We start from the raw sequence: 14,840 nt of genomic DNA on the forward strand, positions 1-14,840 counted from the left end.
AATCCGCAGCGCGGGATCAGGTACCGCAGAAGTGTGCTCCCGGCCCGGCGAAAGCGTTCATGTGACCGATGTCCCAAACCCCAGCCGGGTGGCTACGCCTGCTGGGGCAGAAGCTTCGCGTCGTCCAGCAACTCCTGGGCATGAGCCCGCGCAGACTCCGAGTCTTCCTGACCTGCCAGCATCCTCGCAAGCTCCTTCACGCGTTCCTCGTCATCGAGGAGCTGGACGTCGCTGGACGTGAAGCCCGTGGCGGTCTTGCCGTCGCTTCCCCTGACCGAGGTCTTGGTGACCCGAATGTGTTGGTCGGCGAAGGCGGCCACCTGCGGGAGATGGGTTACCACCAGCACCTGGACGTGGCGGGCCAGCATGGCAAGCCGGCGTCCGATCTCGACGGCGGCACGCCCGCCCACTCCGGCATCTACTTCGTCAAAGACGAAGGTGGGCACCGGATCAACGGCGGCGAGGACCACTTCGATAGCAAGCATGACGCGGGACAACTCACCACCGGACGCCCCCTTGCCCAGGGGGCGGGCAGGGGCACCTGAGTGCGGTTGCAGGAGGAAAGAGATGTCGTCGACGCCGTGCGGCCCCAACTGTCCTTGGCTGTCCACCTCGATCACCAGGGTTGCATCGGCCATGGCAAGGGCGGTGAGTTCCGCACTCACGCGCGCAGAAAGGTCTTTGGCCGCCTTCGATCGCGACTTCGAGATGCGCGCGGCTTGCCTTCGCAGCGTGGACTCCGCAGCGGTCACCTCGGCGTCAAGGGCTTCGATTCGGCTCGAGTCATCCTGCAGTTCGTCCAGCCGGGTCCTCGAAGCTGCTGCCCATTCCAAGACCTCGTCGATGCTCGGAGCGTACTTCCGGATGAGTTTGGCCAGTGCTGCGCGCCGCTCCTCGATCTCCGAGAGCCGTTCGGGTCCTTCGGAGTCCAGGGATGCTTGGTAGCTGGACAGTTCCCCCGCGATGTCGTTGATGAGGAAGCCGATTTCGGCGAGCCGTGCGGCGGCTCCCGCCAACGCTTCGTCGTGTTCGGAAACCTGGTCCAGCGCCCGTTTGGCCGAGTCAATGAGCGTCGTGGCATCGGCTGTTTCGCCGAATTCCTCCGAGATCAGGGCTTCGTGCGCTGCCGCGGCGGCGATGCGGAGCTCTTCCACGTTCGCGAGCTTCACTGCCTCGGCCTTGAGGGATTCGTCCTCGCCCGGCTGTGGATCGACGTCGTCGATTTCGTTGAGCGCGACCGCGAGCGATTCCGCCTCGCGCAGCCTTTCCCGGGCCTCGCCGCGAAGGGTGTCGAGCTCCGCTTGGATGGACTTCCAATGGCCGTAAAGCTCCTGGTATTCCGTGAGCGTCGCGGCGAGGTCGGTCCCGGCGAAGCGGTCCAGTGCCTGCCGCTGCGCGACGGCACCCTTGAGCCGTATCTGGTCCGACTGGCCATGCACCACCACCAGGCTCTCGCCGAGTTCCGCCAACACGCCCACAGGCGCCGACCGCCCGCCCACGAAAGCACGGCTGCGGCCGTCTGCGCCCACGGTGCGGGCCAGCATGAGCTGGGTGCCGCCGTCGTACTCTTCCGCGTCGCCGCCGGCCTCCACGGCCCGCTCCACGGCGGCGTGCCCCGGATCAAGCAAGAGCCGGGCCTCCGCAGAGGCCGACTTGGCACCGGAGCGCACCGCGCCGGCGTCGGACCGCGCTCCCAAGAGGAGGCCGACGGCGGTGACCACCATAGTCTTGCCGGCACCGGTTTCACCCGTGACGACACTCAGGCCGGGCCCCAACGGCAACGTGGCGTCGGTGATGACGCCGAGATCACGGATCCGGAGTTCCTCGATCATGGTTTACATCTCCTTTGTGGGGTCGGCCGCTCTGCCCGTCCGCACGTCCTGGGGGGCCTGCAAAGGGCTGGGCTTGAAGGTCCTGATCACGGGGGTAGGACCGGTGTGGATGTCAGCCGAACGGGGTGCCGGACCCCGCCAGCCGTGAATGGGGAGCTCAAACTTCCGCACGAGCCGCGCCGAAAACGGGGTCTGGTGGGTGCGGGCAAGCCGTACAGGCCGGGTGGACCGGGTCACTTCGATCCGGGCGCCGGGCGGCAGATCCACGGAACGACGGCCATCGCACCAAAGCACGCCTTGGGCGTCGGTCCGGGTGAGGATCTCCACAGCCAGCCTGGACCGCGGCGAAACCACGAGGGGCTTCGCGAAGAGGGCATGGGCGCTAATGGGGACAATCACCAGGGCCTCCACCTCGGGCCACACCACCGGCCCGCCGGATGAGAAGGCATAGGCCGTGGAGCCCGTAGGGGTAGCAAGCACCACTCCATCACAGCCGAAAGACGTCAGCGGACGTTCATCCACTTCGGTCACCACCTCGATCATGCGCTCCCGGTCAGCCTTTTCAATGGCGGCTTCGTTGAGGGCCCACGTATGCCAGATCTTTTGGCCACGGACCCACACCTGGACATCGATGGTCATGCGCTCTTCCACCGTGTATTCACGGCTGGCAATCCACTCGACGGTCTGGGCAAGATCGGCCCGCTCGCTCTCGGCAAGGAAGCCGACATGCCCGAGGTTGACGCCCAACAGGGGAACATCGACGTTGCGGACCAGCTCGGCCGCGCGCAGGATAGTGCCGTCGCCGCCAAGAACCATGACGAGTTCGACGTCCTCCAACCGGACATCCTCGTGGAGTATCTCGATCGGCTTATCCACCACACCAAAGAACCGCTCGATGTCGTCCAGTTCAGACTTCTGCATCACGGGGATCAGGCCGGAGTAGTGGAGCTGCCCGCAGGCATCCCAAGCCGCGCGAAGGGAGTCCTCACGCCCGGTGTGGGCAAGGACCAAAACGCGCCTGCTCATGGTGTTCTGCTTTCTAGTGGGTGGTCCAGATTCGTTCCATCAGTGCAGCAACTTCCTCGTCCCGCTCTTCGATCTTAGGCAAGTCCGACTGCATCCTGCGTTTTATCCACAGGAAGTACTCCACATTTCCGTCCTGGCCCGGCAAGGGACTGGCTGCCAGGCCACAGAGTTCAAGCCCTGCGTCCACGGCCGCTTTGGCGACTTGGGCCACCGCGCGGTGCCGTTCATGATCGGAGGTGACGACGCCCGTGCGGCTCAGCCGTTCCTTGCCGACCTCGAATTGCGGCTTGACCATAAGCACGAGGTCGCCCCCGGGTTCGGTGCATGCCGCGAGCGGATGCAGAACCAAGGTCAGGGAAATGAAGGACAGGTCTGCCACAGTGAGCGCTGCCGGGCCGCCGATCTGCTCGGGCGTCATGTAGCGGACGTTGAGTCCCTCATGGACTGCGACGCGGGGATCGTTCCGCAGGGACGGCACCAACTGGTCATGCCCGACGTCGACCGCCACTACATGCGCGGCACCTTGCCGGAGCAGCACGTCAGTGAAGCCACCGGTGGAGGCTCCGGCGTCGAGGCACCGCTTCCCTTCCACAAGAACGGAAGGGAACGCCTCCAGCGCCCCGGCCAGTTTGTGTCCGGCGCGGCTGGCGTAAACGTCCTCGGCGCGGGCTTGAACATCAATTTCCGTCTCTTCGGAGACTTGTTGCGCTGCCTTGGCGAGAACACTTCCCCCGGAACTGACTTTTCCGTCCGCAATAAGTTTCGCGGCATGGGTCCGCGATCTCGCCAATCCACGGCTGACGAGTTCCTGGTCGAGTCTGGCCATGCTCAGCGTTCTTCGTCGTCGAGGGACGCCATCAGGGAGTCGTGGATCTCGGCGTAGATACCGCTGTGCTCGGCCACCGGCACAGCGGTGATGCCCGCCAGTCGCTCCAAGGCGGAATCCACGGCTGCGTCACCTGTAGCGGCCGTGTCGTCCGGCCATGGGGCATCGTGCGGTCCTAGGCCGTCCATGTCGACGGCACTCTCCGGGTGATCGTTCAACTCGCTCATTGGACCAGTCTAGTTTTCCAGCCATTCGAGCCGCGGCGATGTAGCCTCTGCCGCGTCGGGATTGGCGGCCCACCAGGCGGCGCACGCAGCACGCCAGGCGTCCAGATCCTTCTCGGACCCGGTCACGGTGATGAGACCATCTTGGACTTCGGCAGTTGCCTTTCCGCAGCGGAACGTGCTGTCGTCCTCGACGATCTCGGGGTACGGCTCGTGCAGTTCCGTGAGATCAGCCAGCAAGTAGCCGGGGCGTTCCGAGCTGCGTGCAGCCAGGATTGACTCAGGCGTGTCGACGCCGGTGAGCACGGCCGCCGTCGCGAAGCCCGCACGGTTGCCGCCAAGGATGTCGGTGTCCAGCCGGTCTCCGACAACGATCGGGCGCTCTGACTTCAGCCTCCGTGCCGCCGAGTGGAAGAGCGGGGCCTCCGGCTTGCCAGCGACCCGCGGCTGTTTTCCCGTGGCAGACGCGACGGCGGCAACGAGGGTGCCGTTTCCAGGAGCAATCCCGCGGGCCTGGGGAATGGACATGTCCGTATTGGTAGCCACCCAGAGGGCGCCTGCGGCAACAACGTAGGACGCCTCGGCCAGATCCTTCCACCCGATTTCCGGGTTGAAGCCCTGGACCACAGCCACAGGGTTCTCTTTGGCGCTGTGGACTGGCGTGAGGCCCACGAGTTCGACTTCGTGGGCCAGCGCCGGACTGCCGGTGATCATCACGCGCGAACCCGGAGCAAGGAGTCCGGCCAAAAGATCCCCGGCGGCCTGCGAAGAACTGACCACTTGGTTGTCCTCAGCCGGCGCGCCAAGTTCACGAAGATGCGCGGCAACCTGTGCCGGGGTACGCGAGGCGTTGTTGGTTACATAGCCCAGGCACACCCCGACCGATTCGAGCCGCTGCAGGGACTCCACAGCGCCGGGAATGGCATGCGGACCTGCGTAGACAACTCCGTCCAGATCGGACAGAACGGCGTCGAATTGCGAAACCAGTGAGGCCTCAGTCATTCTTGGTCTCTTCGCCGCCCTCGGAAGCCTTTTCTCCGTCTTCCTCGTCCTCTTCGGAGTCCTCGACGGAATCGCGGTCCGACTCGGCGTCGTCGGACTCAAAGTAGTCAGACTCAACGTCGTCGAGTTCCACGTCGTCTTGTTCGGTGGCTTCAGAGCCAATGACCGTCTCCGCGCTTGCGGGCGCAGCCTCGGACTTGCTGTCTCCGGCTCGCTGCGTGTCCTCTTCGATGTTCCGGAAACGAGGCTTGCGAGCTTCGTTTTCATCGTCCTCGCCGAGGTCGATGATGTCCGGGTCCTTGAAGTCTCCAACGCCGAGGGCATTTTCAGCCACGACTGCCTGGCGCTGCCACTTGCCGGCTTCTTCCGTGCGACCCACTGCCGTCAGGGCGTCTGCGTAGGCACGGAACAGGCGCGGGCTGTAGGAGAAGGCGCGGTTGATGTCGAGCTGGATGATCTCCAGCTCGGCCACTGCGGCGTCCAACTGTCCAAGGTCGGTCCTGGCTCCCGAGGCGACAATCGCCAGCTCAACCTTGCCGGGGGCGTCGAGGTCCTGTGCTTCGGGAGAACGGACGACGTCCAGCGCACGGTCCGGCCGCCCCAGGCCGCGTTCGCAGTCAGCCATGAGGGGCAAATGGACGTTGGAGCCGCTGATCCGGCGGTAGGTGCGGAATTCGCGAAGCGCCTCGCCATAGTGACCAGCAGCGTAGGCGGTCAGGCCCACAGCCTCACGGACGGCGGCCAAGCGTCCGCCACGGCGGCTAGCGGCCAAGGCGTGCTGGAAGGACAGCTCAGGGTCGATATCGATGAGGCGGCCCGCCATCACCAGGTGCTTCGCGACCCAATCGGCATTGGTCCCTTCAAGGGTCTTGATCTGGTGCTTGGTGACCCGGTCGAGCTCCTGGCCCGTAACGTCGTCGTCGATCTCCGGGGAACGCTCGCGGTCCGGGCGGTTGGCGCTGCGCAGATCCGCGGCGTTCGGAACCCGAGCGGGACGATCTTCCCAGGATCCGCCGCCGAAGCTACGTCCCTCGGTACGTGGGCCATCGAACTTGCGGGGACCGCGCTCGGGGCGATCGCCGAAGCTACGGCGCTCTCCGTCGCCTTCGCGGCGCGGACGGTCGCCGAACGGCTTACGGTCGCGGTCGCCAAAGGGCTTGCGGTCGCGGTCGCCAAAGGGCTTGCGGTCACGGTCGCCAAAGGGCTTGCGGTCACGGTCGCCTTCACGACTCGGACGATCACCAAAGGGCTTGCGATCGCGGTCGCCAAAGGGCTTGCGGTCACGGTCGCCTTCACGACTCGGACGATCACCAAAAGGCTTGCGATCGCGGTCGCCAAAGGGCTTGCGGTCACGGTCGCCTTCACGACTCGGACGATCACCAAAAGGCTTGCGATCGCGGTCGCCAAAGGGCTTGCGGTCACGATCACCCTCACGACTCGGACGATCACCAAACGGCTTACGATCACGATCACCAAAACTCGGGCGCGCATCCCCATCACGCCGCGGACGATCACCAAAAGGTTTGCGGTCGCGATCGCCAAAGGGCTTGCGGTCACGGTCGCCCTCACGGCTCGGACGATCACCAAACGGCTTACGATCACGATCACCAAAACTCGGGCGCGTATCCCCATCACGACGCGGACGATCACCAAAACTACGGCGCTCACCATCACCAGCCGGCTTACGATCGCGATCACCAAACGGCTTGCGGTCACGATCGCCGCCGGCAGCGCCGGGAGCGCCGTCACGGTTGTCCTTGGAACGGAATCCTCGCGGGTCGCCCCCGGAATTGTTGTTGGCGCGGAACGGACCGCGATCACCACGGCCACCGCCGAAGTTCCCGCGGTTGCCGCCGTTGTGCTCAGCCATGATGGATTCCTCCTGTTGTGAGCTGACCACTGGCGCATGCGCAGCCGCTCTTATCCGTGTTTTGTTCTCACGCCGCCGGGATCCGGCTCGTATCTCTTATGTAATTCTAGGTGAACAGCCATCCGCGAACGCATTCGAAGGGCCCCTATTCAGCTTCCCGTGGGAATCATCACAACCCCAGGCATGACGGAGCCCCCTTCGGCTGGCTGGGAGATCCGAGTCCAAGGGCGGAGTGCAGGCGCCTTGGGCTGCCAAATGGTCGGAATCCTCAAACAACGCCCGCTCACATACAACCGGTCCCGGCCCGACGCCCGCTCACTTCCGCTGAGGGCGGGTGGGGGCACTGGCCGGCCCGGCTCATGGGTGAGCCGGGGTTTGGGATTTCCGGCACATACGTGAGCCGGGGTTTCGGATTTCCGGCACATACGTGAGCCGGGGTTTGGGATTTCCGGCACATACGTGAGCCGGGGTTTGGGTTTTCCGGCACATACGTGAGCCGGCGTTGGTGGAAACCGGCTCATAGGTGAGCCGGGGTTTGCGGGCTCTTCACGGTTCGTGGGGGCCGGGGTGTTAAATGGTGCAGGCCCCGACACGTGGTGTCGGGGCCTGACCGTTAATGGTTGTCCGGCGGTGTCCTACTCTCCCACACCCTCCCGGGTGCAGTACCATCGGCGCTGTGGGTCTTAGCTTCCGGGTTCGGAATGGGACCGGGCGTTTCCCCCACGCTATGACCGCCGTAACCCTGTTACCCGGTCCGCCGCACGGGGTGCGGGGCGGGAAGACTGGTGGTTACAACTTGTCCAAACCCGTTTGAGGGGTTCGGTGGTGTTGTTATTCAGTTGTTCGGTTCCTGGAGCAACAAACCGGTGGCGGGTTGTTGTTCGGGAACCACATAGTGGACGCAAGCAGTGATCGTGTTTGTGTGGTGTAAGTTGTCGGCCTATTAGTACCGGTCAGCTTCAACAGTCTTTGGTCCTGTCTTCCACATCCGGCCTATCAACCCAGTGGTCTGGCTGGGGGCCTCTCACACACGAGGTGCATGGAAATCTCATCTTGAAGCGAGCTTCCCGCTTAGATGCTTTCAGCGGTTATCCCATCCGAACGTAGCTAATCAGCGGTGCACTTGGCAGTACAACTGACACACCAGAGGTTCGTCCGTCCCGGTCCTCTCGTACTAAGGACAGCCCTTCTCAAATTTCCTGCGCGCGCAGCGGATAGGGACCGAACTGTCTCACGACGTTCTAAACCCAGCTCGCGTACCGCTTTAATGGGCGAACAGCCCAACCCTTGGGACCTACTCCAGCCCCAGGATGCGACGAGCCGACATCGAGGTGCCAAACCATGCCGTCGATATGGACTCTTGGGCAAGATCAGCCTGTTATCCCCGAGGTACCTTTTATCCGTTGAGCGACGGCCATTCCACAATGTACCGCCGGATCACTAGTCCCGACTTTCGTCCCTGCTTGAGATGTCTCTCTCACAGTCAAGCTCCCTTGTGCACTTACACTCGACACCTGATTGCCAACCAGGCTGAGGGAACCTTTGGGCGCCTCCGTTACTTTTTAGGAGGCAACCGCCCCAGTTAAACTACCCATCAGGCACTGTCCCTGACCCGGATCACGGGCCGAAGTTAGATGTCCAAAGTGACCAGAGTGGTATTTCAACGATGACTCCACCCGAACTGGCGTCCGGGCTTCAACGTCTCCCACCTATCCTACACAAGCCACTCCGAACACCAATACCAAACTATAGTAAAGGTCTCGGGGTCTTTCCGTCCTGCTGCGCGTAACGAGCATCTTTACTCGTACTGCAATTTCGCCGAGTTTATGGTTGAGACAGCGGGGAAGTCGTTACTCCATTCGTGCAGGTCGGAACTTACCCGACAAGGAATTTCGCTACCTTAGGATGGTTATAGTTACCACCGCCGTTTACTGGGGCTTGAATTCTCAGCTTCGCCTTGCGGCTAACCGGTCCTCTTAACCTTCCAGCACCGGGCAGGAGTCAGTCCGTATACATCGTCTTGCGACTTCGCACGGACCTGTGTTTTTAGTAAACAGTCGCTTCCCCCTGGTCTCTGCGGCCCCGATCCCCTCCCACCAGCAAGTGGTGTTCAAGGTTGGGGCCCCCCTTCTCCCGAAGTTACGGGGGCATTTTGCCGAGTTCCTTAACCATAATTCTCTCGATCGCCTTGGTATTCTCTACCTGATCACCTGTGTCGGTTTGGGGTACGGGCGGCTAGAACCTCGCGCCGATGCTTTTCTAGGCAGCATAGGATCACCGGATCCCCCCATGACGGGGGTCCCATCAGATCTCAGGAACGTCATCAAAGACACAGCGACGGATTTGCCTATCGCTGACCCTACATCCTTAGACCGGGGCAACCATCGCCCGGCCCGGCTACCTTCCTGCGTCACACCTGTTAATACGCTTACCTCCCGGGATCAGGTCCCGCGCTCGGCCAAAACCCGCACACCACAAGGGTGATTGGGCAGGCTCCGGGCGGTTAGTATCCCCCGCTTGGCATGGGCGGTCCTTCGCCGGTACGGGAATATCAACCCGTTGTCCATCGACTACGCCTGTCGGCCTCGCCTTAGGTCCCGACTTACCCAGGGCAGATTAGCTTGACCCTGGAACCCTTGATCATTCGGCGGACGGGTTTCTCACCCGTCTTTCGCTACTCATGCCTGCATTCTCACTCGTGTAGGCTCCACCGCTGGTTTACACCGCGACTTCACCGCCCACACGACGCTCCCCTACCACTCCAGACGACTGAACCACGAAGGCTTGTCTACTATCTGAAATCCACAACTTCGGCGGTGTACTTGAGCCCCGCTACATTGTCGGCGCGGAATCACTTGACCAGTGAGCTATTACGCACTCTTTCAAGGATGGCTGCTTCTAAGCCAACCTCCTGGTTGTCTTCGCAACTCCACATCCTTTCCCACTTAGCACACGCTTAGGGGCCTTAGTTGGTGGTCTGGGCTGTTTCCCTCTCGACTATGAAGCTTATCCCCCACAGTCTCACTGCTGCGCTCTCACTTACCGGCATTCGGAGTTTGGCTGACGTCAGTAACCTTGTAGGGCCCATCGGCCATCCAGTAGCTCTACCTCCGGCAAGAAACACGCAACGCTGCACCTAAATGCATTTCGGGGAGAACCAGCTATCACGGAGTTTGATTGGCCTTTCACCCCTACCCACAGCTCATCCCCTCCATTTTCAACTGAAGTGGGTTCGGTCCTCCACGACGTCTTACCGTCGCTTCAACCTGGCCATGGGTAGATCACTCCGCTTCGGGTCTAGATCACGCCACTACACTCGCCCTGTTCAGACTCGCTTTCGCTACGGCTACCCCACACGGGTTAACCTCGCGACGTAACACTAACTCGCAGGCTCATTCTTCAAAAGGCACGCCGTCACAACTACAAGGTTGCTCCGACGGATTGTAAGCACACGGTTTCAGGTACTGTTTCACTCCCCTCCCGGGGTACTTTTCACCTTTCCCTCACGGTACTGGTCCGCTATCGGTCATTAGGAAGTATTTAGGCTTATCAGGTGGTCCTGACAGATTCACACGGGATTTCTCGGGCCCCGTGCTACTTGGGATCCTCTCCAGGCGGCACACAACATTACGGTTACGGGGCTAACACCCTCTCCGGCCGGCCTTTCAAGACCGTTCACCTATGTCTGCACTCTCACCCCACCGGTCCGGCAGAACCAGTACGGAAAGTCCCACAACCCCGCCCATGCAACGCCCGCCGGCTATCACACATGGAACGGTTTAGCCTCATCCGCGTTCGCTCGCCACTACTAACGGAATCACTCTTGTTTTCTCTTCCTGCGGGTACTGAGATGTTTCACTTCCCCGCGTTCCCCCCACGCACCCTATGTGTTCAGATGCGGGTCACCAGATCACGAAAAACGCGTCTGGCGGGGTTTCCCCATTCGGACATCCTGGGATCACCGTTCGGTTATCAACTCCCCCAGGCTTATCGCAGATTCCTACGTCCTTCTTCGGCTCCTAATGCCAAGGCATCCACCGTGTGCCCTTAAAAACTTGACCACACAAGATCAAAAAACTTCTCGAGAGAACCACGGAAACCACGCCACGCCACACACCCCGAAAGGATGCACCACGCGGCCGGATCCAGGTTCATAAAAAGAAATTGCTGTAAGACACACACACCCCACCACCCCCGAAAGGAAGCAATGACCATGCGCGTGCCTAGATGCTCGCGTCCACTATGTAGTTCTCAAACAACAACCCCGTACCACACCCCCCGCACCAACCACCCCCGAAAACAGGGACAGCCACCAACGCACGGACCATGCAGCCAGGAAACCAGAAACACCCAAACCCGCGACACAAGACACGCAAACCCAAACAGGCCACGCACCCCACGCCACGGCCCTGTTGCCTCAGGACCCAACAGTGTGCCAAACACGAAAAACCGGCTCACCCCCACCCGCACCGTTCCAAGACACCCGAACCAAAAGGAACGAAAGCATCCGTACTAGGGGCGGGAAAGAACCAACCGGCCGCTATCTGCTGATATTCCACCCATGAGCACCCACCGCAGAACAGACGCCTGCGCAATGGGCTTTGCTTCCACACACCCCCACAGCCACCATGCGGCAACCACGGGAATGATAATGGTGCTCCTTAGAAAGGAGGTGATCCAGCCGCACCTTCCGGTACGGCTACCTTGTTACGACTTAGTCCCAATCGCCGGTCCCACCTTCGACGGCTCCCCCCACAAGGGTTAGGCCACCGGCTTCGGGTGTTACCAACTTTCGTGACTTGACGGGCGGTGTGTACAAGGCCCGGGAACGTATTCACCGCAGCGTTGCTGATCTGCGATTACTAGCGACTCCGACTTCATGGGGTCGAGTTGCAGACCCCAATCCGAACTGAGACCGGCTTTTTGGGATTAGCTCCACCTCACAGTATCGCAACCCTTTGTACCGGCCATTGTAGCATGCGTGAAGCCCAAGACATAAGGGGCATGATGATTTGACGTCGTCCCCACCTTCCTCCGAGTTGACCCCGGCAGTCTCCTATGAGTCCCCGGCCGAACCGCTGGCAACATAGAACGAGGGTTGCGCTCGTTGCGGGACTTAACCCAACATCTCACGACACGAGCTGACGACAACCATGCACCACCTGTAAACCGACCGCAAGCGGGGCACCTGTTTCCAGGCGTTACCGGTTCATGTCAAGCCTTGGTAAGGTTCTTCGCGTTGCATCGAATTAATCCGCATGCTCCGCCGCTTGTGCGGGCCCCCGTCAATTCCTTTGAGTTTTAGCCTTGCGGCCGTACTCCCCAGGCGGGGCACTTAATGCGTTAGCTACGGCGCGGAAAACGTGGAATGTCCCCCACACCTAGTGCCCAACGTTTACGGCATGGACTACCAGGGTATCTAATCCTGTTCGCTCCCCATGCTTTCGCTCCTCAGCGTCAGTTAATGCCCAGAGACCTGCCTTCGCCATCGGTGTTCCTCCTGATATCTGCGCATTTCACCGCTACACCAGGAATTCCAGTCTCCCCTACATCACTCTAGTCTGCCCGTACCCACTGCAGAACCGGAGTTGAGCCCCGGTCTTTCACAGCAGACGCGACAAACCGCCTACGAGCTCTTTACGCCCAATAATTCCGGATAACGCTTGCGCCCTACGTATTACCGCGGCTGCTGGCACGTAGTTAGCCGGCGCTTCTTCTGCAGGTACCGTCACTTTCGCTTCTTCCCTACTGAAAGAGGTTTACAACCCGAAGGCCGTCATCCCTCACGCGGCGTCGCTGCATCAGGCTTCCGCCCATTGTGCAATATTCCCCACTGCTGCCTCCCGTAGGAGTCTGGGCCGTGTCTCAGTCCCAGTGTGGCCGGTCACCCTCTCAGGCCGGCTACCCGTCGTCGCCTTGGTAGGCCATTACCCCACCAACAAGCTGATAGGCCGCGAGTCCATCCAAAACCGCAAAAGCTTTCCACCACCACCGCATGCGCGGAGCAGTCATATCCGGTATTAGACCCAGTTTCCCAGGCTTATCCCAGAGTCAAGGGCAGGTTACTCACGTGTTACTCACCCGTTCGCCACTAATCCCCGGCGCAAGCACCGGATCATCGTTCGACTTGCATGTGTTAAGCACGCCGCCAGCGTTCATCCTGAGCCAGGATCAAACTCTCCGTTGAAGTAAAACAAAAACAGACACAACCACAACCACCGGAAATAACGGCGGAAGAGCTGCACAAAATTTGAAACCAGCTGTAAAAAACCAGCCCCGCACCACCGAAGCGACACAGAACCAGCCAAAACAACCAATTCATAAAAACAAATCGGTATCAACAAACTTGGCACACTATTGAGTTCTCAAACAACAGACACAATCCGATTACTCCTCGGAACAAATTCAATTGAATTCGATGTTCCGCATTTCCTCGCTGCGATGTTTCTACTTTATTTCATTCATTTCCACTTTGCAAATCCAGGATTTCTCCGGAAATTCATCCAAGTGAATTGAATTTCCCCACAGAGTCGATAAATTATCCGATTCCCAGACTTTTGGTCTAAATCGGACTATTCACGTTCCATGGGATTTTGTCGCAATTTATCCGCTTCAGCGGCAGCGACTCAGAAAACGATACACGCTCCCCCGGAGCCGCGCAAGTCGGCCCTGAGGAGCGTGCAATAGTCCGTCTTGGCACACCCCCGCACAAGAGAGGAATACGCCATGGAGTCAGAAGGCGTCAGACGGTCACTTCCACAGTGGCCAGATTCTTCTTCCCGCGGCGCAACAAAAGGTACCGGCCGTGAAGCAGTTCCGCCTGGTCGATCACGGCGTCGGGGTCGGTCACCTTGCTGTTGTTCACGTAGGCGCCGCCCTCCCCCACCGTGCGTCGGGCAGCGGACTTGCTCTCGGAGAGTCCGGAAGCAACCAGGAGGTCGACGATGCCCAGGCCGTCCGCGCCGATCGAGGCAGACGGCAGCTCGGCCGTTGCGGACGCCAAGGTCACTTCGTCCAGAACCGAGAGATCGCCATTGCCGAACAGCGCAGCCGAAGCAGCGATCACCTTTTCCGTCGCGTCGACTCCGTGCACCAGCGAAGTGACTTCGTAGGCGAGCCTGCGCTGGCCCTCGCGGGCGAACGGGCGCTCGGCAACAGCGGCTCCAAGTTCCTCAATCTCGGCGCGGCTAAGGAAAGTGAAGACCTTGAGGCGGTCAACGACGTCGGCATCCGCGGTGTTGAGCCAGAACTGGTAGAAGGCGTAGGGGCTGCACATGTGGGCGTCCAGCCAAATGGCGTTGCCTTCGCTCTTACCGAACTTGGTGCCGTCCGAGTTGGTAATGAGGGGTGTGCCCAGGGCGTGGACAACCTTGCCGTCGACCTTGCGGATGAGCTCCGTGCCACTCGTGAGGTTGCCCCACTGGTCCGAGCCGCCGGTCTGAAGCACGCAACCGTAGTCGCGGTTGAGCTGGAGGTAATCCATGCCCTGCAGGATCTGGTAGCTGAACTCGGTGTAGCTGATGCCCTCATCAGAGCTGAGGCGGGAGGCAACGGCATCCTTGCGGAGCATGGTACCCACGCGGAAGTGCTTGCCGATTTCGCGCAGGAAATCGATGGCACTCAGGGGCGCGGTCCAGTCAAGGTTGTTCACCATGCGTGCCGCATTGTCCCCCTCGAAGCTGAGGAAGCGGCGGACCTGGGCCTGAAGGTAGCCAACCCACTCCGAAACGGTGTCCTTGGTGTTCAAGGTGCGTTCCGCCGTCGGGCGCGGATCGCCGATCAGGCCGGTGGAGCCGCCCACCAGGCCGAGCGGCTTGTGGCCGGCCAACTGCAGGCGGCGCATGAGCAGGAGCTGGACAAGGTTGCCAAGGTGCAGGGACGGAGCCGTGGGGTCGAAGCCACAGTAATACGTGATCGGGTCCCCGCCGAGCAGCTTTTCCAATTCCGTTTCATCAGTGGAAACGTGGATAAGGCCGCGCCATTTGAGCTCTTGCCAGATATTGGCAAAGCCCGGGTCGTTGTGCTGGGACTCGAGGTTGTTTACGTGTGACACGAGTTCT

Annotated in this window: 8 protein-coding genes and 3 rRNA genes; 1 reads left to right on the forward strand and 10 read right to left on the reverse strand. The window is 61.0% G+C overall.

Annotated elements, in window-relative coordinates; genetic code table 11:
- Positions 1–92 precede the first annotated feature (92 nt).
- From recN to ABD742_RS14535, 6 genes are read right to left on the reverse strand one after another with little or no spacing between them, the layout of a single operon-like run.
- The gene (recN, locus tag ABD742_RS14510; RefSeq protein WP_234753743.1) at positions 93–1,832 is read right to left on the reverse strand and encodes a DNA repair protein RecN; all 1,740 of its coding nucleotides are present in this window, start codon (positions 1,830–1,832) and stop codon (positions 93–95) included.
- Positions 1,833–1,835: 3 nt separating this feature from the next.
- On the reverse strand, positions 1,836–2,858 hold the full coding sequence (locus ABD742_RS14515; RefSeq protein WP_234753742.1) for an NAD kinase: 1,023 nt from the start codon (positions 2,856–2,858) through the stop codon (positions 1,836–1,838).
- 13 nt (positions 2,859–2,871) lie between these two features.
- Positions 2,872–3,684: a TlyA family RNA methyltransferase gene (locus ABD742_RS14520; protein ID WP_234753741.1), complete on the reverse strand. Its 813-nt coding sequence runs from the start codon at positions 3,682–3,684 to the stop codon at positions 2,872–2,874.
- A 2-nt stretch (positions 3,685–3,686) separates the two neighbouring features.
- The gene (locus ABD742_RS14525; RefSeq protein ID WP_234753740.1) at positions 3,687–3,911 is read right to left on the reverse strand and encodes a hypothetical protein; all 225 of its coding nucleotides are present in this window, start codon (positions 3,909–3,911) and stop codon (positions 3,687–3,689) included.
- A gap of 9 nt (positions 3,912–3,920) precedes the next feature.
- On the reverse strand, positions 3,921–4,910 hold the full coding sequence (locus ABD742_RS14530) for an HAD-IIA family hydrolase (protein WP_234753739.1): 990 nt from the start codon (positions 4,908–4,910) through the stop codon (positions 3,921–3,923).
- The gene (locus ABD742_RS14535) at positions 4,903–5,733 is read right to left on the reverse strand and encodes a hypothetical protein (protein WP_234753738.1); all 831 of its coding nucleotides are present in this window, start codon (positions 5,731–5,733) and stop codon (positions 4,903–4,905) included. Before ABD742_RS14535 ends, ABD742_RS14530 begins: the two co-directional genes overlap by 8 nt.
- Before the next feature lie 54 nt (positions 5,734–5,787).
- Here ABD742_RS14535 and ABD742_RS14540 point away from each other — a divergent pair, with 54 nt between their 5' ends.
- Positions 5,788–6,801: a hypothetical protein gene (locus ABD742_RS14540; RefSeq protein ID WP_344788328.1), complete on the forward strand. Its 1,014-nt coding sequence runs from the start codon at positions 5,788–5,790 to the stop codon at positions 6,799–6,801.
- Positions 6,802–7,402: 601 nt separating this feature from the next.
- Here ABD742_RS14540 and rrf read toward each other — a convergent pair.
- The 4 genes from rrf to tyrS all read right to left on the reverse strand — a co-directional run bounded on the left by rrf (position 7,403) and on the right by tyrS (position 14,833).
- Positions 7,403–7,519 (reverse strand): 5S ribosomal RNA (rrf, locus tag ABD742_RS14545).
- 183 nt (positions 7,520–7,702) lie between these two features.
- Positions 7,703–10,841: ribosomal RNA gene (locus ABD742_RS14550) — 23S ribosomal RNA — on the reverse strand.
- Between the two features lie 604 nt (positions 10,842–11,445).
- Positions 11,446–12,967 (reverse strand): 16S ribosomal RNA (locus ABD742_RS14555).
- Together the 16S, 23S and 5S rRNA genes form the textbook arrangement of a ribosomal RNA operon.
- 555 nt (positions 12,968–13,522) lie before the next feature.
- On the reverse strand, positions 13,523–14,833 hold the full coding sequence (gene tyrS / locus ABD742_RS14560) for a tyrosine--tRNA ligase (protein ID WP_234753169.1): 1,311 nt from the start codon (positions 14,831–14,833) through the stop codon (positions 13,523–13,525).
- Between the last annotated feature and the right edge of the window lie 7 nt (positions 14,834–14,840).

The sequence above is a fragment of the Arthrobacter ramosus genome (assembly GCF_039535095.1).
GTDB lineage: Bacteria > Actinomycetota > Actinomycetes > Actinomycetales > Micrococcaceae > Arthrobacter > Arthrobacter ramosus.